Genomic DNA, 22,708 nt, shown 5'->3' on the forward strand with positions numbered 1-22,708 from the left:
CTTGCTCATCTCGGCTCCACTTACTCAGAAGTTGGAGCCTCCGGCAAACCCGGGGCGGTTCACTGCGAACGGTGCACAAAATTAGCGGTTACCGGTCTTCTGACAAGAACGGCAAATGGCTGACCATGTCGGACGCGGCCGCCAAACTCGGGGTCTCGCACGTTAAAATTCGACGCTTCATCAGGGATGGCATATTGCCCGCCGAGCAGGTCATGCGTTGCGCGCCCTATCAGATCCGCGCCAGCGACCTCGAAGACGAACGGATCAAGGTTGAACTGGCGCGCAAAATCCCGTGTCGCGATAAAGATGACAGACAAAAATCGCTGTTTTCCGCCATTTGAAAAGGGGGTGCATAATGAATCAGCCTTCGTGATCGGCCGCAAGAACTGGATCTTTGCCGGATCGAAGGCTGGCGGCGAACGGGCTGCGGCCATCTATTCCGTCATCGAGACCGCCAAGCTCAACGGCATCGAACCGCAGGCCTACATCGCCGATGTCATCGAGAAGATCGCTGGCGACTGGCCCGCTACTCGTTGGGACGAACTCATGCCGTGGAACTGGCATCCGAGCGAGCAAGACGTCGCCCAAGCCGCTTAATTGCGGTGCTCAGGCCACGCTTACCTTGGTCTCAAAGGCGAGCGAACTGATGCGGCAAGGGCAGAATGCAACCAATGAGGATTGATGCCGCCCAGTTTGCAGTTTTCGATGAGCGTGGCGATGACCGCCCAGTTATCGCCGCCCTCGTCGGAGCCGGCGAAGAGCGCATTTTTCCGCTTATGCATACCTTTCCATAACCGTAAGAACTGGCTGTTTGCCGGATCAAAGGCAGGCGGTGATCGCGCTGCCGCCGTCTATTCCGTCATCGAAACCGCCAAACTCAATGGCCTCGAAGCGCAGGCCTATATCGCCGACGTCATCGCCAAGATCGCTGGCGAATGGCCTGCTGCCCGTTGGGATGAGATCATGCCGTGGAACTGGCGGCCAGATCAGCAACCGATCGCCGAAGCTGCCTGATCTGCGGCCTCCAGCCCACGCTTACCATAGAGCACCGCGGTAAGGGTAACACTCGACGAATTTGTCCCGTCTGTCACCGCCGCAACATTGATAAACATTGAAGTCCTTGAGCGGATTTCGCTACCATGACGTCCTGTACGTGACCGGACACCCTGCAAAGCCTTCGGCCCGGCCAGCCCACAGATTGGAGCGACCGGGCAAACAGCCTAAGCGTGCGCGTAAGGAAGTTTGACTTCCACGACCGACAGCTCCGCCGGAATATTCTCGCGACCGATTACCGTGTCGATATGTTGTTCATGGTTGTAGATGAACTGCTCCGACCAGCAGAGTGGTATCGAATCGATGCCACCGTGGGCCAAAGCCTTGTGCATGCCGGCCAAGGCATCCAGATCTTCTCCGATAAAGCTTTTGAAGAAGGTCAGCGTATCCTTGTCCAGTTGCTCATTCGCCGGCCCGTCGCCCGTTTTAACGAATGATACCTCAACCTTGCAGCGCCCCGTACCGATCGGCCAGACCATCACAATCGGAAACAGATACTCGGCGATGGGAAACGTGCCGTTGGGAAATATATTATAGCTGCGCTGGCCGCTGCGCGATATCTCGGCGAGCTTACTTTCTTGCTCTTCCGCTGTATCGCTTTCCGATTTAAAGAAAGCAGCACCCATCCCGCTGGTCAGCTCACCGCGCGACTTGATGACAATCGCGTTATGTCCACCACGGATCATCTGCAGCGCCGAGGTCTTCGAATCGATCACCTTATCGATTGTGTGCTCGTGCACATATTTAGCGTGATAATTTTCAGCAAAATTGTCCTGAAGGCATTTCCAGTTGCAATCTACTTCAAAGCTGAAGCGATCAAACAACCGCAAGTCATCAAGCGGAATATCCGACCAAAGTGCCGGGATATCCGTCAGAAAATCGATTAATGGCTCCGCCGCCTCGTCAAAATTCACGAAAACCAGGCTTCCGAACTGTTCGCAGCGGATCGGCTTGAGTCCACGCTCCGCCTTGTCCAAGCCCGAAAAATAATGTTCGTCAGGAACGAAGATCAGCTTGCCCTCAAGGTCGTAGGTCCAGCAGTGATAAAGGCATCGCATGTTCCGTGCGACACCTCCCTCGTCCTTCATGAGAAGCGAACCACGATGTTGGCAGACATTGTGGAACGCCCGCAACTCACCATCCCGCCCTCGCAGGACGACTACCGGGGCCTCGTTGAGCGTGTAGGTCCGATAGCTTCCCGGTTCGTCAAACTCGTGCGCCAAACCAACGAAGAGCCATGTCCTGGACCAAAGATGTTTCTTCTCGAGCTCATAAAATGCTTCGCTGGTATAGCGGGCCGCAGGAATATCCGGCAGCGCAGGAAAATCGTCCGGATATCGACGTTCACGCATTTGCATGCTCGCCGCTTCCCACATCGATTGGATGCGTTCAGGGGTTTCCAGGGTCATGTACAACCTTCCTCGTCCTATTTCGTCACAAACTTATACTCTTGCCCTTCGGCCCCTCTATCCCCCCAGCGGGGGACCGGCGAACGCGACTGTGGCCGTCCCGCCTAAGAGGGACTGCGAAACGGGTAGTGTCAGAATATGCACAGGATCTTGGGGAAGGGGACCGACGAAGCAGCATGACGCCGGCCGACATTATTCCCGATTGCAAGGACAGGATATTGCCAAAGATCGTTGAGAGCGCCCGAGCCGCCGTTGATGGCCTTTTATTCGACGGGATGACCGTCGTAGCAGGGGGATTTGGCCTCTGTGGAATTCCGGAAAAGCTGATCCTTGGCGCGCGGGATTCAGGCGTGCGCGAATTGACGGTGATCTCGAACAATGCCGGTGTGGACGATTTTGGACTGGGCCTGCTTCTCCAGACCCGCCAGATCAAGAAGATGATCAGCTCCTATGTCGGCGAGAACAAGGAGTTTGCACGGCAACATCTTGCCGGAGAACTTGAGCTGGAATTCAATCCCCAAGGCACGCTGGCCGAACGCATCCGGGCCGGAGGCGCTGGAATACCAGCCTTTTTTACCAAGACGGGCGTGGGTACACTCGTCGCCGACGGCAAGGAAGAGCGGAGCTTCAATGGCGAGCGGTACATCATGGAGACAAGCCTGTTTGCCGATGTGGCGCTGGTAAAGGCCTGGAAGGCGGACACCAAGGGCAATCTGATATTCCGGAAGACAGCTCGAAACTTCAACCCGATAGCAGCCACGGCAGCCAAGATAACGCTTGTGGAGGTGGAGGAGCTCGTGCCTGCGGGAGAGATTGACCCGGACCATGTGCATACGCCCGGCATCTATGTCGATCGGATACTCGTTGGAACCAATTATGAGAAACCGATCGAGCAACGCACGATCCGGACGGAGACGGTTTGATGGCCTGGACTCGTAACGACATTGCCGCTCGGGCTGCGCGCGAACTCAAGGACGGCGACTATGTCAATCTAGGCATCGGTGTGCCTACCCTGGTGCCGAATTTTCTAGCAGAAGGCATTGAAGTGACCTTTCAATCCGAAAACGGTATGTTAGGCGTAGGCCCATTCCCGCTTGAGGATGAGGTCGATGCGGACCTGATCAACGCCGGCAAGCAAACGGTTACCGCACTTCCCGGCGCATCCTACGTCAACTCCGCCGAGAGCTTTGCCATGATCCGCGGAGGTCACGTCGACTTGTCTATTCTGGGCGCCCTTGAGGTTGCCCAGAATGGCGATCTCGCCAACTGGACCATCCCTGGTAAGATGGTGAAAGGCATGGGCGGCGCGATGGATCTTGTCGCTGGCGTGGCGCGGATCATCGTCCTGATGGACCATGTCTCGAAAGGCGGAGAACCCAAGTTTCGCAATGAGTGTAGTCTTCCACTTACCGGAGCGGACGTGGTCGACATGATCATCACCGATCTGGCGGTCTTCGAACGTCCCGAGCGCGGATCATGTCCCTTCAGATTGAGGGCAATGGCACCGGGTATCACTCTAGATGAAATAAGATCTAAGACGGAAGCGGCGTTCGCCGTCGATTGAAGTCGGCTCCTGTTATCATGGCGGGTCTGCTTCAGTCGAAGAACACCCGCCACTTACCGGCTGTCCCTGCACTACCTCATCGGCATCCGGGGCTCTATGAGCCAGTGGCTTTAGGCCACTTCGTCGTAACGTGTGGCGTGCGACAAGGATGGCAATCGACATGTCATCCCGCCATCCACGGTAATGGACTGGCCGGTGACGTAGCCACCGCCATCGGAAGCTAGATAGAGGGCGGCTGCAGCGATATCCTCAGGCTGACTATAACGACCGAGTACCGATGCTATTTCAAGATAAGCCTGCCCTTCAGCAGAATCTGCCGGGGAAAACCAGTTGCGCGTTATGCCGGTGACCGTGTTCGCCGGATTGATGCAATTTGCCGTGATCCCATATGAACCCAGTTCTATGGCAAAGCCCTTCATCAATCCGGACACAGCGTGCTTCGACGCGACATAAGCCCCTTGGAGTCGAAGTCCATATTCCGCGCAGACGGAGGCAGTGGTGATGATGCGCCCGTATCGGCTCGATCGCAGCAACGGCACACAAGCCCGCGTGAGACGAAAAACAGCATCGACATTCACAGCGAACACGCGGTTCCAGTTTGCGTCTGTCGTCTCATGCAGCATCGCTAGATCGCCCGGAATCCCCGCATTGTTCACGAGGACGTCCAGTCCACCCAAAAGCTCAGAGGCCGTGGTTACAAGGGTTTCGTGCGCGTTGTCCGACACGAGGTCCTGCGCAACCGGAAGTATTGCCGTGCTGCCCGCAAATGCACTCTGCAACTTCTCAGCGGATATGTCGACGGCCAGAACCCGAGCGCCGTCGCGTGCGAAGGCTTCCGCGACCGCCCTTCCAATTCCGTCGGCTGCACCTGTGACGAGCGCGCGGCGTCCCTCAAGTTGTGCCATGCCCTATCCTTTCATGAATGACAGGTTCAGTCGTCAGTTGAAATACATACCCCCATCGACATTCAGCGTCTGGCCGGTAACGAACGCGCTTTGGTCAGTGCAAAGGTAGAGAATCGCGTCGGCGCAATCTTGTGGGCGACACAGACGTCCGAGTGGCGTCGCTGCCAGAAGGGCCGCTTCAATGCTCAAGGCACTCTCAGAATCGCCCTTCTCGTAGGCGCTCTTGACGGCATCCCACATGGGTGTCTCCACGGCACCTGGTGCAATGGCATTCACGCGTATCTTATGGGGCGCGAGTTCCTGAGCCATTCCCTGCGTCAGGTTGATGACGCCCGCCTTGCTGGCTGAATACACAAGCGATCCGATGGATGGCTTGCGCCCAGCCGCCGAAGCGATATTCACGATAGCACCGCCCCCACCCACCTTGATCATATAGCGCGCGGCAATCTGGCTAACGAAGAACAGACCCTTCAGGTTGATATTCAGGACCTTGTCAAACTCGTCCTCTGTGACATCCATCAGCTGCTGCATCGAATACACGCCTGCACAGTTGATCAGTATGTCCAGTGCACCATGCTCCTGCCAGACCGCATCGAGTGCCGCTCGCACGCTCGAGACGCTTGTGACGTCGCAGGCCAGGTAAGACATTCGTTCGGGGAAGGCCGCACAGGTTTCAATACATGCCGCACCCGCCTTGTCAGCGGCGAACACCATCGCGCCTGATTCAGCGAGAGCCCTTGCCGTCTGACGACCGATTCCACTAGCCGCACCGGTCACAAAGGCAATCTGGCCGCCAAGATCTACAGTTGGCCTGGTTGTCTTCGCTCCCGCCTTTTGCATTATTATCTCGGCCCCATCCGAATTGCGCCATCGAGACGGATGACCTCCCCGTTCAGCATGGGATTTACGATGATCGACCGTACAAGATCGGCATATTCATAGGGCTGACCCAAGCGGCTCGGATGCGGCACCTGCTGGCCAAGGCTGTCTTGAGCGGATTGGGGAAACGCCTTCATCATGGGTGTCATGAAAATGCCCGGCGCGATTGTCATCACGCGGATCTTTTCGCGTGCCAAGTCTCGCGCGACGGGGAGCGTCAGTCCAACAACCCCGCTCTTCGACGCAGCATAGGCTGCCTGCCCTATTTGCCCGTCGAAAGCCGCAACCGATGCGGTGTTCACAATAACGCCCCGCTCTTCGCCAATCGGCTCTGCAGCAACGAGGCGCGCGGCGAACTGACTAAGAGCATTGAATGTTCCGATGAGGTTGATCTCAACGGCCCGTCGGAAATCATCGAGCGGGTGCGGCGTCCCGTCGCGGCCAACTGTTTTGATCCCTGGCGCAATCCCCGCGCAGTTTACGAGGATCCGGGCTGTCCCAAAAGCTGCCTCTGCCTCGGCCAGCGCTGCCTCAATGCCGCTCGCATCCGTCACATCCGCCGGGATGAACCGCCCCTCAATCGCACGAGCATGCGCATCACCTGCCTCGCGGTCCCGGTCGAGGATCGTGACCTTCGCACCTTCGGCCGCAAGCATGGCCGCGGTTGCAGCACCCAGTCCCGAGGCCCCGCCTGTCACCAGCGCGGTGAGGCCGTCAATTTTCATAATGTTTCTCCCAATCCCTTCGCGCTGAGCGCGTTCCGCCGCCCCTTGTCGCAAAATCCGGTTGGCGTTTGCCCAGGAAGGCCGCCACGCCTTCCCTGCCTTCCGCAGCGGCAGCTTGGGTGCGCACGCTCAGCGCTTCCAAGTCCATCTGCGCTTCGGGGCTCATGCTATCGGAAGACAGTAGCAGGCGGCGGGTCGCGGCAAAGGCTCCGACAGGGCCTGACGCCAGCGTTTCCGCTAGGGCACGCGCTTCCCGAGCTAAGTCTCCAGGGGGAACCGACCTCGTTACGAGGCCGAGTGCCACTGCCTCCGCGCTTGTCAGGCGCCCATTGGTATAGGCAAGTTCTTGTGTCTTGCGCAGTCCGATTAGGCGCGGCAGCAGCCAGGTCGCGCCGCCGTCGGGCGAAAAGCCGATGCCGGCATAGGCCATGGAAAAATGCGCGGCATCGGACGCCAGAACGATGTCGCCGACAGCCGCAAGCCCAAGGCCGCCGCCCGCCACCGGGCCGTTCACAGCCACCACCAGCGGCTTGTCCATATGGAGTAATTTACTGACGGCCGCGTGCAACGGGGTGGTGATGCGGTCCAGCAATATCCCCACTTCGTCTCCGCTTGCGGCGATACGCTTCACGTCACCGCCGACGCAGAAGAAACGCCCCTGCCCCGTTAGCAGAACGCATCGGACCGCAGCATCACGCGCTGCCTCCTGCACTCTCTCAAGGAGCGCCTCGGCCATTTCGACGTCCAGCGCATTCCCTGTCTGAGAGTTTGAGAGGGTTATAACGGCAACCCCGTTGGTCCGCTCGATGCGCACCGGTGGCTTGCTGTATTCCGCGGGGTTCACGGCTCAGGCCGCCTGTTTGGCTGCGGCCACCCGGCCCGCGATGATATCGGCCGCCTTTTCGCCGATCATGATGGCGGTGGCATTAGTATTGGTGCTCGGCAGTGTCGGCATGATGGATGCGTCGGCGACGCGCAACCCTTCAATGCCTCGGACCCGCAGCTGCGGATCGACGACCGACTGAGCGTCACTGCCCATGCGGCAGGTTCCCACCGCATGATAGCCCAGCGCCGCCTTGGCGCGAATGAACGCCGCCCATTCCTCATCGTTGGCAGGAATCGGATTGGGACTGCGGTCGGCGGTCACAAGGCTCCGCATCGCTGGTGTATGATAGAGTTGGTTGATCAACTTGCAGCCCTCGATCATCGTGGCCAAATCTCGCTCGTCATCGAAAAGACGATGCATTATCCGTGGCCGGAGATCTGCGTTCAGCACGACTCTGCCACGACTCTTGGGGTGACAGACGGACGCATAGAGCGTGATGATCTGTTCCTTTGGAAGTCCACTGGAATCCCAGGAGGTTGCGTTGGGGTCCATGTCGTAGCCGAGCGGCATGAAATGGAACTGGACGTTGGGCTCATCCAGATCGTCGCGCGTTCGCACCAAGCCCATTGCCGGTACAGCCGGTGCGGAAAGCGGACCGCTGCGGTTCCATGCATAGCGCAATAGATAACGGAGAATATCGACAGGCCGCATCCGGCTGTTCATCGTCGGCTGGTTCACATATTTATTCTGCCCGACGCCCGGATGTTCCTGAAGATTGGCGCCGACCTGGGACGCATCCTGGCGAACACTAATGCCGTGCTCTTGCAGGATACCGGCAGGCCCGATGCCAGAGCGCATCAACAAGGCCGGTGTCCCCATAGCGCCTGCAGAGAGGATCACTTCGCCGCGCGCCCTGGCCTTGCGCTTGATGCCTTTGTGCAGATAGGTAACCCCGACCGCGCGCGCACCTTCAAAGTCCACATGTTCAACATCGGCATCGACGATGATCTCGAGATTGGGCCGCGAGCGGGCTGGGCGCAAATAGGCTTTCTCCGTGCTACAGCGCCAACCGTCGCGTTGCGAGCCATGGGTGAGATACACCCCTTCCATCTGCCCGTCCTGATATTCGAAAAGGGTCGGAATTCCAAGCTCGTTGCAGGCCTTCAAAAAGGTATGCGTTAGCGGGTGGAAACCTGGTCGCATGGGCGCAACGGACAGCGGACCGTGCGACCCATGAGCTTGGCTCGGCTTGCCCGACCAGTTCTCAGACTTGAGAAAATAGGGGAAGACATCGTTGAAGCCCCAGCCCGTTGCGCCCGCCTCGGCCCAGCGATCATAATCCCGTCGCGTGCCGCGGACATAGACCATCCCGTTGATGGCGCTGCCACCCCCCAATGCCTTGCCGCCGGACCAGGCGAATGACCGATTGTCGATGGTGGGGTCCGGATCCTGGGGATAGACCCAGTCGTATTTGGTGTTGCCAATCAACTGAACCACGCCGGCGGGAACCTGCATCACCAGCGACCGGCCGTTCCCCCCTGCTTCGAGAAGAACCACCTTGGACCGCCCGTCTTCGCTGAGCCGGTTTGCGAGTACCGCGCCGGCGCTACCCCCGCCTACGATGATGTAATCAGCGACTATCGCGTCGTCTTTCATATGCTTCCTCTCCGGCTCGGCCATGTCGCTCAAAAGGTCGGCCGATCGACCTCACCCTACCGCTGACGGCCGGTTTACTTTCGTTTCCTCCATGGCAGCGATGCGCTCTTCGCGCAGTTGCTGCCGCCGGACCTTGCCGGCGTCGTCCCGCAGCGCGCCCGTCACGAACTCGAAACTTCGCGGAAGCTTGTAGGCAACCAGCCTTTCGCGCAGGAATGCGAGCAATTCGTCGGCGGTTAGGCGCCCCTGCGCCTCCACCGTCGGTTGAACGATAGCGTGGGTGGTGGCGCCATAATCATCATCGGGCAGCCCGATGACCACGGCTCCCTCTACGTCCGAGTGCGCCATCAAGGCGCCTTCGACCTCGGCTGGGAAGATGTTAGCGCCCCCCGACACAATCATGTCGGTGCGGCGATCGGCGATGTAGAGATAGCCGTCTTCATCCATCCAACCGAAGTCGCCCAAGGTTTCAAAGCCATCTTCGGTCGTCCGCGCGTCGGCGCCGATATAGCGATAGGTGGACCCCCGGCCTCCGGCCGGAAGCGCGAAAATCTCGCCCACTTCCCCGCGCGGCAATTCCTTGCCTGCTTCATCGACGATCTTGATCTTGTCGAGGTACGGACGCCCCACCGACCCGCGATGGGCCAGCCATTCAACGCCGTTCAATATGGTGGTGACAATCCCTTCTGTACCCCCGTAAATTTCCCAAATCTTCTCGGGACCAAGCCAGTCGATCCACTCCTGCTTGAGCTCTCGCGGCATGGGCGCAGCCCAATGCCACACCGTCTCAAGCGAGGAGACGTCATATTTTTCGCGCACCTCTTTGGGCAGGCGCGAAATTCGCATCATCATTGTCGGTACGAAGCTTGTCCATTTAACTCGGAAAGCTTCAATTAGTCGAAGCGCCTCCTCCGGATCGAACCGCGTCATGCCGATGATCGAGTGGCCCTCAGACAATGCCTGGATGTTCGTCGTCACCGGCATGTTGTGGTAGACTGGGCCAGTTGCGAGGATCGGCCCCTTGTCGGGAAATCGCAATGGGGGTTTCCGATCGGTATCGAAACTGTTTGGCCCCGGGGCTACGATAATCTTCGGGCGGCCGGTCGATCCCCCGGAAGACATCGCTTTCCATCGGGGAGCGATGACGGCCTGTAGCGGCGTTGCTTCCGGATGGTCGCGTCCAAAATCACCAGGCTGCGCCCCGAATGCTTTCCGTAGCGCCGCGTCGGATGCGATCACCATCTTCGGCTCTGCCACTGCTACGATCGCTTGAAGTTCGGCGAGCGGCAGACGATAGGATACAACGTGCGGCGTAGCCCCGATCGTCCAAAGTGCGAACATCAGCTCGTAAAATGCCGATCCATTCGGAAGCGCCAACGTGACAAGATCGCCAGGGCCGATGTTGACGCCACGCAACGCATGGGCGCGCCGGAGCGCCCGGTCAGCCAATTCGCCCCAGCTTATCACATCGTCGCCATGCCGGATCGCCCACGCATCGCAGCCATGGAGCGCTGAACCCCGCGCAGGAATTTCAGCCAGAGGAATTATGGCCATTCGCAACATCCTTTATAATGTGCCACCGCTTATTCAGAAGCGGGCTTGCCCTTCCAGGCGGCCTTGTCCCTCACAGCGGCTGGGAGGTTAGTGGGATCGATCGGCAGGCCAAAAATCTGCTCATTATGTGAATGGCTAAGTTGATGCAGAGCGAAGCTCGTGCCCATAGCGTTCACGCGACCTTGTGCATCTTGCGCGGCATTAACGGCTTCCTTGAGAAGCTTCAGCGTGAAGGCTGGCTTTTTGGCGATTTTGCACGCCATGGCCTCGGTGAAGCTTTGCAGTTCCTCCCTGGGAACCACATGGTTCACCATTCCCAGCCGATAAGCCTCCTGTGCATCGATGAAATCGCTGGTGAACAGCATTTCCTTAGCCTTGCGGACCCCCAGTTCCCATGGGTGATTGAAGAATTCAGCACCGGCGACCCCAATATCAGCCGTATTATCGGCGAATTCTGCGTCCTCCGCCGCAATTATGATATCACACGGCCAAATGAGCATCAGTCCGCCGGAGATCGCCTTTCCCTGAACCTGAGCGATCGTGACCTTCGGAATGTTGCGCCAGCGCTCGGAGAGGCCGAGGAACATTTCCTTTTCAATCCCCATACGCCCTTCGGCTCCCGTGCAGCTGAAACCGCACCAGGTCCCCACAGGATCCCAAGGCGCCATTTCCGCCACGAAATCCGGAATACGAAGGTCATGGCCGGAGGAGAAATGCTTTCCCCGCGCGGCGAGGATAATCACCTTGACCGAGTCGTCCCGAGCGGCTTGGTTGAAGGCAGTATTGAGCTCATAGAGCATCGCCGCATTCTGGGCATTGCGGCTCTCGGGCCGATTAAGTGCAATCCGCACCACGCCCGGAACGACGTCCTCGAACACTATGGTCTCAAACGCCTCTCGTCCAACTTCGCTCGTCATAGCTCATCCTATCCCGCAGTGCCTGTTATCGGCCGATCTGTGCCAGGGACGCCTGAGCTCCTATTGTCAGGCGTCCCAGACAATCATCAAGCAGCGTCGCGCTTACGCCCCGCGCCCGCGTCGGCTTGGTTTTTGGGATAGAGCCGCTCGAGCTTGGAGTAGGTTTCCTGCCCCTCGTTGCTCTTGTCCCAGACCATCCAACCACGATCCATGTGGGAAAGTGCCTGCAGCGCCATGCCATATCCCACCCCAACCCGGTCGTTGAACAGTTGCTTCCAGCGATCCACGAAGCACTGCCGCGTGTAGCGAAGGGTTAGATCATCGTAGGTTGCCATCTGGTGAGCGAGTTCTAGGGCACGGGGCATCAGCTCTTCAGGCTTCACAACTTCGTTGACGACGCCCAGACGCTGGGCTTCATAGGCATCGATATGCTGGCCCGTGAGCAGGAAATATTTGCCGCGGTTGGTCCCCAGCAGTTCCTGCCACAGGATGTGCACGCCATCACCGGGCACCTCGCCGGCAGTGAAATGACCCTCATCGGCATAAACGGCGGTCGTCGATGCAAGGTTGATGTCGCCCAGAACCATCAGCTCGCCGTGGATCAGCGCCGGGCCATTACAGGCGCAGATCAACGGCGCCTCGATTTCGAACAAGCGGCGGAACATCATCTTTTCGCCCCAGGAGGGCACATCGAAATTGCTGGGCGTTTTAATGGGAACACCCCATTCGCCGTGGCGGTCGATGAAGACATCGCCGGTGCCGGTGAACACGACGACACGATTGTCACGGTCGCCCCCAATATCCGTGAAAGCGGGGGCCCATTCGGAATGATGCTCAGCGCCATAGAGCACCGGTCCGTTATTGCTATGCCACTGCACGACGAGAACACCGTCCGCCGATCGGTCGAACTTGAGGGTCTTGTACTTGTCGAAATATTCTGGACGCTCGCTCATCACATCTTCTCCTTAAAATCCAAATTAATGATCGACCCGATCAGGCGATGACCATTCCGCCATCGACCGACAGCGTTGCTCCGGTCAGGTAAGAGGCCGCTTCGGAACACGCCCATATGACGGCCGAAGCGATTTCGTCCGGCCGGCCCGCCCTGCTCATGGGCACGGACGACTGGACATATTGGTCGATGCTGAAGAAACCTTCGGCTGCTTTCTTAGCGAGCATTGGCGTTTCTATGACGCCGGGGCATACGATATTCACCCGAATGTTCTGCTTGGCATATTCGAGCGCAGTTACCTTGGTAAGGCCGATCAGCGCATGTTTGCTCGCCACATAGGCGGGCAACTGCGGCGCTGCGCGCAGCGAAGAAACCGACCCCGTGTTCATGATTGCTCCGCCGCTTGTCTTGAGCATGGCCTGGATCTCGTGCTTCATGCACAACCACACGCCGGTGACATTGACGGCGAATATTTGATCCCAAAGTTCCCGCGTACAATCCACCGTGGTGCCGGTATCCGGTGAGATCCCCGCGTTGTTATAGGCTGCGTCGAGGCGGCCGAAGCGGCTCACCGTCTCGCCGACCGAGGCCGCGACAGAGTCCTCATTGGTCACGTCAGTGAGCAGGAAGATCGCCTCACCCCCCGCTCGAAGAATGGCCTCCAGGGTCTCGCTCCCGGCGCGCTCATCGCGGTCAAGCACAGCCACCTTTGCGCCCAAAGCCGCGAACTCCTGCGCGGCGGAACGGCCGATGCCACTGCCGGCACCGGTAATGAGCGCAACCCGTCCGCTCCAATCCATCTTATTCACGTGCGTTGCTCCCACTAATCGGTGCCGAGAAATGCATCATTTGCGCATGTTTTCGGGAAGGCGATCGTCGGGAATGGGAGGGCGATAGTCTTCCGCCACGCCATCGGTGATGCAGACGCGCTGCAACGTCCGGGTTTTACCCGGTACAAGCCCGCCGCGCGCATGATGATATGCTTGGTTCGCCCAGATCACGAGGTCGCCATTACGCCACCGATGCTCGTAAATGTTTGCATCGGCGTAAAGATGCTCGTGCAGTTCAGCGAGCAGATCCTCGCTCTCTGTTTCGCTCAGCCCGACGACGAGAGCCGTGTTTTGCTGGGTTGCAAAGAGCACTTCCTTACCCGTGATGGGATCGACATGTATCAGCGGATGTTCAGCGCGGGGCGCATTATCCGGGTAGCCTTCAATGCGCTGGCGTCCGGTTAACCCTTCTTCGCTGGCGGAGAAGAGATTGAGGCCTTTGAGACCGCGCAGACGCTCTCTGGTCGCGGGTGCGAGCGCTTCGAGCGCCAGACTTCCGCTTGCGAACCGTGTCCACGTCTCTTCATAGGGCACTTCGATCCCGTGCAAGGAAATGCCCAGAAGCGGAACCGGTGTGTAGAGGAAGTCGAGGTGAAAAGAGACCTCGGAGTCGCCTAGAATGCCATCTTTTCGGGTATTCGAAACATACCCAACCGTCGTGAAATCTTCCAGGACGGGGCCCAGCTTGGACATCACCCGCTTCTGCTGATCCTGCGTCAATGCTTGTTCGCGAAAGACAAGATAGCCATGCTCCTTGAACAGGCGGACCACCTCGTCGTCATTCTTCTCTTCACGCAGGTCGAGGTCCACCTCAACCCCGAATGGCTGAATTCTTGAAATCTTCGTTGCCGATTGAACAGACATCACAACCTCCTAGATGCTGGATTTTATCGCATGGCGGACCTGCTCGCGGGCCGCGTCCCGTTTCACCGTTCAGTACACATCCCGCTGGTACCGATCCTCGCTTTGCAAAGTTCGAAGGAATGCCTCGGCTGCTGGAGCGGTAAGCCCCATCCCAATCTGGAAGACGGAGATCAGGGCACGATGCACATCCGGAGCCATGTTAGCCGCGTCGCCGCAGACAAAGACATGAGCACCATCGGCAATCCAACGGCAGAGTTCATCGGCCTCTTCCACAAGCCGATGCTGCACATAAACCTTGGCTTCCCCGTCACGCGAGAAAGCGGTATCAATTCGGGTCAGAATGCCCGACTGCAAAAACGCGCTCAGTTCGTCCTCATAAAGGAAATCAGTGGACCGATTGCGCTCACCAAAGAACAGCCACGCCCGGCCTGCACCTTCCTGCGCGGCGCGCTCTTGCAAGAACCCGCGATAGGGGGCGACGCCCGTGCCCGCGCCAATCATAATGACCGGAACTTCCGGGGCGGGTAGGCGAAAATGCGAATTGGAATGCACATAAACTTGAACACGTGTCCCGACGGGCGTCCTCTCGCATAGCTGACCGGTGGCTACGCCCCGGCGCTCTTCACCCCAAAGCATGTAAGCGACGGGGGCGATGGTCAGATGCACCTGACCCGGAACGGCTTTGAGACTGGATGCAATCGAATAAAGCCTAGGCTGCAGAGACCGCAACATGTTGACAAAGGTCTGCGCTTCTAGGTCGGCAGCGGGATAGCGCCGCATGATATCGACGATGTGATGATCGCGCGTCACGACCGTGGGCGGGCTGCTCTCCGATCCCGAGCCAAGAGCAGGAAGCAACTGGCTGGCCGACGCTGCACCCCATGCCTCGAGGAAGCGCGGCGTTACCGCCGTAACATCCAGATAGAGGCGGAGCGCATCGCCGAGCATCAGCGTCTCCCCTTTGAGCGTCACAACCGTTTCTGCGGCGAGCCGCCCAGCATCAAGCACAGCTGCTACCAGAGCCGGATCATTTTCGACGATGACTCCTAACGCGTCACCGGGCTCATAAGCCCCTGCAGTCGTGTCCGACAGCGATAGCGCAAGATGACGCGTGGCCTTCGTCGAACCCTCACCCGTCAGCACGCGGCTCTCAACCACGATGCCCTCGGTCAATCGATATTTTTCACGACGCGCCGCTGCTAAACCATTGCTTAGGCCGACAGACGGGGTGACTACCGGCTTATGCGTGATCGTTGCGAGCACGGCGGCCCGCCACTCTGCTGCCGGTTCCTCATAGTCGATGTCGCAGTCCACCCGGTCGAGAAGGCGCCGTGCGCCGAGTGCAACAAGTGCTTCGTCCAGGCGACGCCCGGCTGCACAAAAATGCTCGTACGTTGAATCACCAAGAGCCAGCACGGCGTAGCGCAGATGATCGAGTGATATGGCATCGGCAGAATTGAGAGCGGCAAAGAAGCCCTCTGCCGCGTAGGGCGCATCACCGTCACCGGTCGTGCTGGCAACGAAAAGCGCGATCTCGATGTCCGCTAAGTCGGCAATGTCCGCGTCCGCCATATCGATGACCCGGGCAGTCAGTCCATTCTGTTCAACAGCCTTACCCAAAGCCTTAGCGACATCCTCGCTGGCGCCTGTCTCCGTCGCGAACAGAACCGTCACAGATCCTGCTTTCAAACCGCCATCGCCGTTCGATGCCTCGTGGTCATGCCTATCGTGCACGCCGTCGGGCATGTCACCTTGGACCTGATGCGCATCGAAGGCCGTTTCGATCAATGTCACCGCAAGGATCTCCAGCCGGAAAGGTCGAACGGAGAGATCACGCCGACGCCGCCTCGGCATTGTCGAACGTCACATAAATTTTGTCGCCCTCGACTTCGACTGGATAGACCTTGACCGGAATCCAGGCCGGTACGCCCGTCACCTCACCCGTCAGGAAGCTGAAACGGGAACTGTGCGCCGGGCATTCCACGCTGTCGCCGCAAATCCATCCCTCGCTGAGGGACTCGTCCTCATGGGTGCACCGATCATCGATAGCGCGGAACCCATGATCCTCGATATGCGCGACGCAGAGCGTGCGATCGCCAACCTCGATCTTCCGCATCTCACCGGGCGGAAGGTCAGTGACTTTGAGGATTTCAACCTTGCTCATGCGCGCGGACTCCAATTGTCGAGGATGACGGGGAAAGAAATGTAAGTGGGGATCTGATCGCGGGGATCGTCCGATGGCTTAAGCGGCAATGTTTGCGCCTGCGCGTGGGGATCCCGCCTGATTCCCGCGCGGAAGAGACCTTGAACGAGCCTCAGATGACTGCCGCTCTTGCCGTCATTGCCAAGTACGGCCCGCAGGCCTAGGCATTGGTGCGCGCCGGTCGCAAACGCCAAGCCATAGCGGCTGATACCCTCTGGAATCTCTCGCCGCGGATTGAATTCATTGGCGTCGTCGCCGAAAACCGCAGCATCGCGACCCGCCCGCGCCACCCATGCCTGCACTTCGTCACCTGCCTTCAGGTGAACATCGCTGACCTCGAGATCCTCGACAGCCAGCCGCGTGAGGAAAGGGACAAAGGGCGCACGGAGCCGCAGTGCCTCCTGCAAGGCGTTGCTCACGAATTCCATATCCTCGATGCAGCCGCGATCGTCGGGATGCTTTTCGAACCAGTCGAGAAGATATTCGACGGTAGAAAGCACGGCTTGCACGCTGGTGCCGGTTGTCGCGACGAAGAAGAGGATCGCCTCCTTGATGCCGACATCCTCGTCGGCATAACTTTCATGGGCCTGCGTAGCAATCATCTGCAACAGGTTGAGCGGCACATCCTCTTCCGTCAGTTCACCCGCCTCAAGCCCCTTCAACTGCTGACGAGTATACTCGAGCGACGGACGGTAAAATTCTTCAACGAAAACCTTTTTCGCTTCGATGCCCGCTTTGGTAACGCCTTCGCGATCCTCGAAATGCGCCGCGCTCAGACCCCCAAAGATCGGCAGCGCGCATCCGCGCAACCGCGCCATGCCCTCCTCCGACTCGACGCCCTCGATACCGATGATCTTCGCCGCGAATTCCAGGAAAATCAGCTCGACCACGCCGGCTAGGTCACAACCAAACGCGCCGTCCTCGTTGCGCTTGATCATGCGCCCCATCCACCGGTCGACGGAAGGTAGAATGATGTCCTCTCGGAAGCGGACGAGCTGTTCGGGCCGCACCAGCGAATTGAGCAGGCGCCTGCGCTGGCGATGAACGTCGCCATTGCTCATGGCGAGATTGCCTTGCTGGAATTCGCGCACGTTAATCGCGGCCAAGGCGTTCGGACACACGTAATTGTCCGCTGATACATCGGCATTTTCTTCGACTGCCTTGGAGCGAAGAACCTGCTGCATGGTATCAAGCGTGTCGATCTTGACACGCGAGACCGGGCACTGAGACTTGGCTGCCTGTGGCACGGTGTCCATGTTCATACTCTCCCATTGCGGAAGTGCGCGGCCGCTTGCCGACGCATCCACCGCTTGAAACTTGCATCATCGAAATTAAGGTGAGTGAGCCGCCGTGTATGTCACCGATGCTGGGGACCAACGACGCCGCACGTCGCCATGCTGCTATAGCGCCGACCAGCCGCCATCGACGGGAAGGCAGACCCCTGTCACAAACTCCGCCTGATCGGAGCTGAGGAACATGACGGCCTGGGCGATCTCACGAGGTTTGCCTAGCCGCTTCATGGGATGCATGTCCGCGATAGCCTGCCGGGCGGCATCCTCCTGCTCCCGCTCCAGACCGGACAGGCTCTGCGCCATCATGCCGGTCGGAATCCCGCCGGGCGCTACCGCATTGATGCGGATGCGGGCGGTCGCATATTCAATGGCGGCGTTTTTCGTCAGTCCAACGAGCGCCGCCTTGCTTGCCGCATAGGCGGTCTGCATCGGCATGCTGTGATGGCTCAGGAAGGATGCCGTGTTGACTATGGATCCCCCGCCCTGCGTCTGCATGACCTTGATTTCGGCGCGCATGCAGAGCCAGACACCGGTGACGTTGATCCGCATCACGCGGTCCCACTCATCCAGGGTTAGGTCCGCCGCGAGCGTCGAGGATTGGGTTATGCCGGCGTTGTTGAAGGCGCAATCGACTCGCCCAGTAACGGCCTTCGCCCGATCTATCGCGGTTGCAACCGAATCTTCGTCTGCGACATCTGCCGTTATGGGCTCGAACCGAGCCCCGATGGCGCGGAGTTTTTCAGCCGTTTCATCCAAGCCGTCCGAGGAGCGATCAATGCCGACCACGACCGCGCCGGCCTCCGCGAAAGCCAGAGCGCTTTCCTGGCCGATGCCGCTTGCAGCACCGGTAATGAGCACTGTCTTGCCGTCGAAACGCGCTGCCATCTTATCTCTCTCCATATTTCTTATTTTGTCGGGGAGTCCGAAGCGTTAGCGGACCCGCACCAGTACGCTCGCATAATTGGCGACTGCCGCCCCGCCCATGTTGAACACACCGGCCAGTTCGGCCCCGGTAACCTGCATCCCTTCGGGTGCTTCGCCGCATAGCTGCATGGCGCAAAGCGCGTGCATCGACACGCCGGTTGCCCCGATCGGATGCCCCTTGGCCTTCAAACCGCCAGAGGCGTTGACGGGAAGGCGCCCGCCGATCTCCGTCCAGCCTTCCAGCACGGCTCGCGCGCCCTCACCGCTGGGAACGAGGCCCATGGCTTCATATTCGATCAGCTCGGCGATCGTGAAACAGTCATGTGTCTCGACAAGCGACAGATCGTCGAGAGTGATGCCCGCCTCCGCTAATGCCCTCTGCCAAGCCTTGGTGCAGCCTTCGAACTGGGTGATGTCGCGCCGCGACATAGGCAGGAAATCCTGAACATGCCCTCTCCCGCGGAAATGGACGGCGCGCGCGGCGCCAGCGGCTATGTCTGGCGCCGCCAACACGACCGCGGCCGCGCCGTCGGACACCAAGGAGCAATCGGTCCGCTTCAACGGACCTGCGACGAAAGGATTGTGCTCACTTTCAGCCCGGCAGAATTCATATCCAAGATCCTTGCGCATCTGGGCCCAGGGATTGCTTACACCATTCCGATGATTTTTGGCGGCAATCCGCGCCAGCGCGTCGGTCTGGTCACCATATTTCTGAAAATAGGATTGCGCTATCTTACCGAATATACCTGCGAACCCGCCCTCAGTTTCACCTTCTTCTGCGAGATAGGAGGCGCGAAGCAGGTTTTCGGCGATCTGCGGCGAGGTAGAATCAGTCATCTTCTCGACGCCGACCACAAGAACGATCTCCGCCCGGCCTGCTTCGATGGCGTTAACGCCTTGGAAAACTGCGGCCGACCCAGAAGCGCAGGCATTTTCCGTTCGCAATGCGGGCTTGAAACGCAGCAGAGGACTGGCTTGCAGCACCAATGCCGACGTCAGATTCTGTTTTGAAAAGCCCGCGTTGAAGTGTCCCAGGACGATGGAATCGACATCTTCCGGCCCAATACCGGCATGGGCGATGGCTTCATTTGCCGCTGCAACGACCAATGTCTCCACGGTTTCGTCGGGTTTCTTTCCAAAAGGCGTATGCCCCCAACCAATGATCGAAGCGGTCACGTTCGTACTCCACGACAAAGATGTAAGTTTCCAAAGCAATTTAGCCCAGTTTAGCGCCCTAAGATCTCCCGCTCCGCAAGCCAGTCCTGCGTGAGTGAAGTCGCGCGTTCGAGATGTTGAGGTTGTCCCACATAGTAGTGAGTCGCCCCTTCGATCACGATGTGCTGCTTGTCCGTAGACGTAGCCGCCTCATAAACGGACCGACAGTGATACTGAGGGACCGCATCGTCGGCCGTGTTTTCTATGAAGAGGAGCGGCGCAGAAATCCGCGCGGCGTTCGCAACTCCTTCTGCGTTGGTATCATCGATCGACCATTGCGAGAGCCAGGCGCGCAGAGTGGAAAAACGCGCGAGCCCAACCGGACCGCTGTTCACAGTTTCTGGCACCCCCAGATAGCATCGGCCGATCGGCCGGTCATTGGGATCGAGGGTCGCATCCAGAAAGCGAGGATCGGCAAGTGTCCGGTGCGTGACAAACCCCCGCTCCTTTTCCGCTCCACCTGCGGTCCTTAAGCGTTCAAGCGTGCTCTTCACCCACTCGGTGATCCGGCGAACCCGCGCCAATTGTGCCGCACGATATCGGGCGATGAACTCGGCCGAATAAGGAGGCTCGAGCTTTCCCGCATAGATATCGAGTGCAGGGTCGCGCACATCTGGATCGCGCTCATCGATTACCGAAGGGTCGATGATATCGAGCAGAAGTTTGGCCCGCGAACTATGCGCCGCCTGGAACACCACCGCATCAGCGGGAATCAGGCCGGCTTTCGTAAGGTCCAGAGGATCGCCTGCCGGCGTGTGGGTGATAGTCGGTGATTCTGCCTGCGATTGGTAGAAGAGGGACAGCGATCCGCCACCGCTCCAGCCTACAAGGACGATGCGCTTGTATCCCCATACCGATTTGGCGTGCCGGATATACGCCCCGAGATCGAGGAGGACATTCTCCAATATGCAGGCGGTGTCGTTCCGCGCGTATCGGCTGCCAGCGCACAGGACATGGGCTCCCCGACGTGCAGCTTCCCTGGGTACTGGAAGGAGCTGCAGCGTTGAAGCCGGATGCATGTAGATCTGCAACGTTTCGCATGGAATGCCGGCGGGTCGGATGAGGATTCCCTCGAGGTTCACAGCACCTTGATTGCCTGCGAAACCATAGGTTTCGGTGAAACTTTGCGTCTCATCGTAGTGGATGTGGACCCATTCAAAGGTGATTTCGTGCGCATGCGGCATGCAAGAACCGTGCCTTCCTGCTTCAAAAGCCTTTCGGCCTTGTGAATCTGTGTATCGATGCCTAGGATGTAGCAGGAAGCCAGGCGTGCTCGTGTCCCTACTGCGCGGGACCAAAAAGCAAAAAATCGGCATGGCTCAACGGAGAGACTATGCCTTTTTGGACCGCCTTACCGGAATTAGCGCTTCACAAGCTTGCCGCGAATTTTCCCGCCTTGATAATGTCCATCGGACAGAAACAGTTTGGCGTAAAGCTGCTGACGCTCCTCAATGATACCTGCGGGGCCGAGCACGCCACGGTTTTTCACCTGACCGCCGACAATTTGATCGAAGTGACGGCGGCCAGCATGGACGGTTCCGACACCGCCCATCGGCAGGTCGGCGTTTATCTCAAGGAAGGCCTGTGGCGCCGAGATCCTACCCTTACGGAAGCCAAGCTCCGCCTCTCGTCCGAAGATGAGGCGTTCGTCCGTACTGATATCGCCCATCTTGGCGACGACGTTCTACGCGACATCGTCTACGGCCAGCCGGATATCGGCGATCGCCTGCTCATCTGTTCCCGCTGGGGCGATGACATCGTTGGGCTAAGCGTACTGCGCTCCTCCGATGCAGGCCCATTCACTAGTTCCGATATCAACGGGGTGCAGTCGATCGCAGGAACAATTTTCGCTCTCCTCGCCAAGCATATCAGTATCACTTGGGACGGACCCAACATATCGGTCGCCCTCACGTCCCTTCACGAAATCGAAACTTGCATCTCTGCATGCGCCTCATCGCTCCCGAGGCGCGAGGCGGAAGTCTGCAGCCGTATCATCTACGGCATGTCCACTGTCGGCATCTCGCTCGAGCTCAACATCAGCGAGGAAACCGTGATGACGTACCGGAAGCGGACCTATCAGAGATTGGGTATCGCAACCCAGCGGGAACTGTTGCTCTGGTACCTGGATCTATGGAGCCACTGGCAGGATCGCGCCACCCGCGAACCCGCTCCGCTGTCGTGGAAGCCAGAGGAGATAGCGTCCACTTCATAGCATAATGCCGGCCCCCTTGGTCCGGGGCCGGCAGATAACTTAGCATGTACTTGAAGCATCAGTTAGACGGTAATCTTCAAGGCTTTCGGCGTCGCGCGGCGATCAGCTCGGTCATCGCTTGACTGACATCCCGTCCGGCTGCAATGGCGAGCTTTTTGCCTTCGTTCCACATAGTCAGGTCGGCCTGTCCCTTGGCGGAGTGGCGATTCCAATCTGGATCGGTCGGATAGGTGATTTCGAGACGAAGGCCGTTGGGATCCCGGAAATAGATACTGTAGATCAAGCCCCCGTGATCGGTCGGCCCCACGACCTCAATGCCCTTGCTCGTAAGCCATCGGTGCCACTGATCGACTTCCTCGCGCGTCTCCGCTTGCAATGCGATATGATCGAATATGTCATAGGCAGGATGAGACACAGGGGGACGTGCCGGTAATCCAGGAGCCTCGAAGAAGGCGATCGTGGACCCATCTTTCATCCGAAAGAAGATATGAAAATAGGGAAACGGATCGCCAGTCGAAGGGATTGTGTCGTCGATGACCGTACTTGCCAATTCCATGCCCATGATGTTCATGTAGAAATCGGCAGTCGCTTCGACATCATGCGTCACCCAAGCTGCATGACTAAGCATGTGCGGAGTGAGCCGTGCCGAAGGATCGGCAACCGCCGTCTCGGCGGACATAACCATGGAAATTCCTCTCTGGTTGGGAACAGGTTGCTGATAATGAAAA

The 22,708-nt window shown here is 58.7% G+C and carries 22 protein-coding genes and 2 pseudogenes; 6 read left to right on the forward strand and 18 right to left on the reverse strand.

Annotated elements, in window-relative coordinates; genetic code table 11:
* Positions 1-125: 125 nt before the first annotated feature.
* The 3 genes and pseudogenes from K426_RS28085 to K426_RS28095 form a co-directional block, all read left to right on the forward strand.
* Positions 126-341, forward strand: a complete 216-nt coding sequence (locus tag K426_RS28085; RefSeq protein WP_066564595.1) for a helix-turn-helix domain-containing protein — start codon at positions 126-128, stop codon at positions 339-341.
* 31 nt (positions 342-372) lie between these two features.
* Positions 373-597 (forward strand): annotated as a pseudogene (locus K426_RS28090) (transposase domain-containing protein); the annotation flags it as partial.
* 198 nt (positions 598-795) lie between these two features.
* Positions 796-1,014, forward strand: a pseudogene (locus K426_RS28095) (transposase domain-containing protein); the annotation flags it as partial.
* Positions 1,015-1,220: 206 nt separating this feature from the next.
* Here K426_RS28095 and K426_RS28100 read toward each other — a convergent pair.
* Positions 1,221-2,462, reverse strand: a complete 1,242-nt coding sequence (locus K426_RS28100) for an aromatic ring-hydroxylating oxygenase subunit alpha (protein WP_066564598.1) — start codon at positions 2,460-2,462, stop codon at positions 1,221-1,223.
* A gap of 218 nt (positions 2,463-2,680) precedes the next feature.
* Between K426_RS28100 and K426_RS28105 the strand changes: the two genes are divergently transcribed.
* Both K426_RS28105 and K426_RS28110 read left to right on the forward strand, forming a co-directional pair.
* On the forward strand, positions 2,681-3,385 hold the full coding sequence (locus tag K426_RS28105) for a CoA transferase subunit A (protein WP_066564780.1): 705 nt from the start codon (positions 2,681-2,683) through the stop codon (positions 3,383-3,385).
* Positions 3,385-4,026 (forward strand): CoA transferase subunit B, encoded by a 642-nt coding sequence (locus K426_RS28110; protein WP_066564600.1) that lies wholly within the window; start codon positions 3,385-3,387, stop codon positions 4,024-4,026. Before K426_RS28105 ends, K426_RS28110 begins: the two co-directional genes overlap by 1 nt.
* A 110-nt stretch (positions 4,027-4,136) precedes the next feature.
* On the opposite strand, the gene K426_RS28115 is transcribed toward K426_RS28110, so the two are convergent.
* The 16 genes from K426_RS28115 to K426_RS28190 all read right to left on the reverse strand — a co-directional run bounded on the left by K426_RS28115 (position 4,137) and on the right by K426_RS28190 (position 20,952).
* A complete protein-coding gene (locus K426_RS28115) occupies positions 4,137-4,931 on the reverse strand; it encodes an SDR family NAD(P)-dependent oxidoreductase (protein ID WP_066564603.1) in 795 nt (264 codons plus the stop codon).
* A 33-nt stretch (positions 4,932-4,964) separates the two neighbouring features.
* A complete protein-coding gene (locus tag K426_RS28120; RefSeq protein ID WP_066564604.1) occupies positions 4,965-5,771 on the reverse strand; it encodes an SDR family NAD(P)-dependent oxidoreductase in 807 nt (268 codons plus the stop codon).
* Positions 5,772-5,773: 2 nt separating this feature from the next.
* Positions 5,774-6,535, reverse strand: a complete 762-nt coding sequence (locus K426_RS28125) for an SDR family NAD(P)-dependent oxidoreductase (RefSeq protein WP_066564606.1) — start codon at positions 6,533-6,535, stop codon at positions 5,774-5,776.
* Positions 6,525-7,379, reverse strand: coding sequence for an enoyl-CoA hydratase/isomerase family protein (locus K426_RS28130; RefSeq protein ID WP_066564609.1), 855 nt, complete (start codon positions 7,377-7,379; stop codon positions 6,525-6,527). The genes K426_RS28125 and K426_RS28130 overlap by 11 nt, the downstream gene beginning before the upstream one ends.
* A gap of 3 nt (positions 7,380-7,382) precedes the next feature.
* The gene (locus K426_RS28135; protein WP_066564611.1) at positions 7,383-9,017 is read right to left on the reverse strand and encodes a GMC family oxidoreductase; all 1,635 of its coding nucleotides are present in this window, start codon (positions 9,015-9,017) and stop codon (positions 7,383-7,385) included.
* A gap of 51 nt (positions 9,018-9,068) precedes the next feature.
* Positions 9,069-10,571 carry an AMP-binding protein gene (locus tag K426_RS28140; RefSeq protein WP_066564612.1) on the reverse strand — a complete coding sequence of 501 codons (1,503 nt, stop codon included), beginning with the start codon at positions 10,569-10,571 and terminating at the stop codon, positions 9,069-9,071.
* 29 nt (positions 10,572-10,600) lie between these two features.
* The gene (locus tag K426_RS28145) at positions 10,601-11,488 is read right to left on the reverse strand and encodes an enoyl-CoA hydratase (RefSeq protein WP_066564614.1); all 888 of its coding nucleotides are present in this window, start codon (positions 11,486-11,488) and stop codon (positions 10,601-10,603) included.
* Positions 11,489-11,574: 86 nt separating this feature from the next.
* Complete coding sequence (locus K426_RS28150) at positions 11,575-12,441, reverse strand: enoyl-CoA hydratase/isomerase family protein (protein ID WP_066564616.1); 867 nt, start codon at positions 12,439-12,441, stop codon at positions 11,575-11,577.
* 40 nt (positions 12,442-12,481) lie between these two features.
* Positions 12,482-13,240 (reverse strand): glucose 1-dehydrogenase, encoded by a 759-nt coding sequence (locus K426_RS28155; RefSeq protein ID WP_066564781.1) that lies wholly within the window; start codon positions 13,238-13,240, stop codon positions 12,482-12,484.
* Between the two features lie 45 nt (positions 13,241-13,285).
* Complete coding sequence (locus K426_RS28160) at positions 13,286-14,134, reverse strand: TauD/TfdA dioxygenase family protein (protein ID WP_082749249.1); 849 nt, start codon at positions 14,132-14,134, stop codon at positions 13,286-13,288.
* Positions 14,135-14,203: 69 nt separating this feature from the next.
* Positions 14,204-15,928, reverse strand: coding sequence for a diflavin oxidoreductase (locus tag K426_RS28165; protein WP_158511804.1), 1,725 nt, complete (start codon positions 15,926-15,928; stop codon positions 14,204-14,206).
* Positions 15,929-15,965: 37 nt separating this feature from the next.
* Positions 15,966-16,298: a Rieske (2Fe-2S) protein gene (locus K426_RS28170; protein WP_066564622.1), complete on the reverse strand. Its 333-nt coding sequence runs from the start codon at positions 16,296-16,298 to the stop codon at positions 15,966-15,968.
* Positions 16,295-17,644, reverse strand: coding sequence for a cytochrome P450 (locus K426_RS28175; protein WP_145907830.1), 1,350 nt, complete (start codon positions 17,642-17,644; stop codon positions 16,295-16,297). The genes K426_RS28170 and K426_RS28175 overlap by 4 nt, the downstream gene beginning before the upstream one ends.
* Positions 17,645-17,737: 93 nt before the next feature.
* The gene (locus K426_RS28180) at positions 17,738-18,514 is read right to left on the reverse strand and encodes an SDR family NAD(P)-dependent oxidoreductase (RefSeq protein WP_066564628.1); all 777 of its coding nucleotides are present in this window, start codon (positions 18,512-18,514) and stop codon (positions 17,738-17,740) included.
* A 45-nt stretch (positions 18,515-18,559) separates the two neighbouring features.
* Positions 18,560-19,729, reverse strand: a complete 1,170-nt coding sequence (locus K426_RS28185; protein ID WP_066564639.1) for an acetyl-CoA acetyltransferase — start codon at positions 19,727-19,729, stop codon at positions 18,560-18,562.
* Positions 19,730-19,779: 50 nt separating this feature from the next.
* Positions 19,780-20,952, reverse strand: a complete 1,173-nt coding sequence (locus K426_RS28190) for an alpha/beta hydrolase (protein ID WP_066564642.1) — start codon at positions 20,950-20,952, stop codon at positions 19,780-19,782.
* Between the two features lie 149 nt (positions 20,953-21,101).
* On the opposite strand from K426_RS28190, the gene K426_RS28195 reads away from it, so the two are divergent.
* Entirely contained in the window at positions 21,102-21,980 is an 879-nt protein-coding gene (locus K426_RS28195; RefSeq protein WP_066564645.1) for a helix-turn-helix domain-containing protein, read from the forward strand.
* 76 nt (positions 21,981-22,056) lie between these two features.
* Here the strand turns inward: K426_RS28195 and K426_RS28200 are convergent, their stop codons facing one another.
* Positions 22,057-22,659, reverse strand: coding sequence for a VOC family protein (locus K426_RS28200; RefSeq protein WP_206377578.1), 603 nt, complete (start codon positions 22,657-22,659; stop codon positions 22,057-22,059).
* Positions 22,660-22,708: the final 49 nt, after the last annotated feature.

It is taken from the genome of Sphingobium sp. TKS (assembly GCF_001563265.1).
In the GTDB taxonomy this organism is placed as follows: domain Bacteria; phylum Pseudomonadota; class Alphaproteobacteria; order Sphingomonadales; family Sphingomonadaceae; genus Sphingobium.

Bases quoted from the DNA above. Each gene is read 5' to 3' on its own strand.
- K426_RS28085 (WP_066564595.1), top strand. From the start codon at position 126: ATGTCGGACGCGGCCGCCAAACTCGGGGTCTCGCACGTTAAAATTCGA.
- K426_RS28100 (WP_066564598.1), bottom strand. From the start codon at position 2,462: ATGACCCTGGAAACCCCTGAACGCATCCAATCGATGTGGGAAGCGGCG.
- K426_RS28110 (WP_066564600.1), top strand. From the start codon at position 3,385: ATGGCCTGGACTCGTAACGACATTGCCGCTCGGGCTGCGCGCGAACTC.
- K426_RS28115 (WP_066564603.1), bottom strand. From the start codon at position 4,931: ATGGCACAACTTGAGGGACGCCGCGCGCTCGTCACAGGTGCAGCCGAC.
- K426_RS28120 (WP_066564604.1), bottom strand. From the start codon at position 5,771: ATGCAAAAGGCGGGAGCGAAGACAACCAGGCCAACTGTAGATCTTGGC.
- K426_RS28125 (WP_066564606.1), bottom strand. From the start codon at position 6,535: ATGAAAATTGACGGCCTCACCGCGCTGGTGACAGGCGGGGCCTCGGGA.
- K426_RS28135 (WP_066564611.1), bottom strand. From the start codon at position 9,017: ATGAAAGACGACGCGATAGTCGCTGATTACATCATCGTAGGCGGGGGT.
- K426_RS28140 (WP_066564612.1), bottom strand. From the start codon at position 10,571: ATGGCCATAATTCCTCTGGCTGAAATTCCTGCGCGGGGTTCAGCGCTC.
- K426_RS28145 (WP_066564614.1), bottom strand. From the start codon at position 11,488: ATGACGAGCGAAGTTGGACGAGAGGCGTTTGAGACCATAGTGTTCGAG.
- K426_RS28150 (WP_066564616.1), bottom strand. From the start codon at position 12,441: ATGAGCGAGCGTCCAGAATATTTCGACAAGTACAAGACCCTCAAGTTC.
- K426_RS28155 (WP_066564781.1), bottom strand. From the start codon at position 13,240: ATGGATTGGAGCGGACGGGTTGCGCTCATTACCGGTGCCGGCAGTGGC.
- K426_RS28160 (WP_082749249.1), bottom strand. From the start codon at position 14,134: ATGTCTGTTCAATCGGCAACGAAGATTTCAAGAATTCAGCCATTCGGG.
- K426_RS28170 (WP_066564622.1), bottom strand. From the start codon at position 16,298: ATGAGCAAGGTTGAAATCCTCAAAGTCACTGACCTTCCGCCCGGTGAG.
- K426_RS28180 (WP_066564628.1), bottom strand. From the start codon at position 18,514: ATGGCAGCGCGTTTCGACGGCAAGACAGTGCTCATTACCGGTGCTGCA.
- K426_RS28190 (WP_066564642.1), bottom strand. From the start codon at position 20,952: ATGCCGCATGCGCACGAAATCACCTTTGAATGGGTCCACATCCACTAC.
- K426_RS28195 (WP_066564645.1), top strand. From the start codon at position 21,102: ATGCCTTTTTGGACCGCCTTACCGGAATTAGCGCTTCACAAGCTTGCC.
- K426_RS28200 (WP_206377578.1), bottom strand. From the start codon at position 22,659: ATGTCCGCCGAGACGGCGGTTGCCGATCCTTCGGCACGGCTCACTCCG.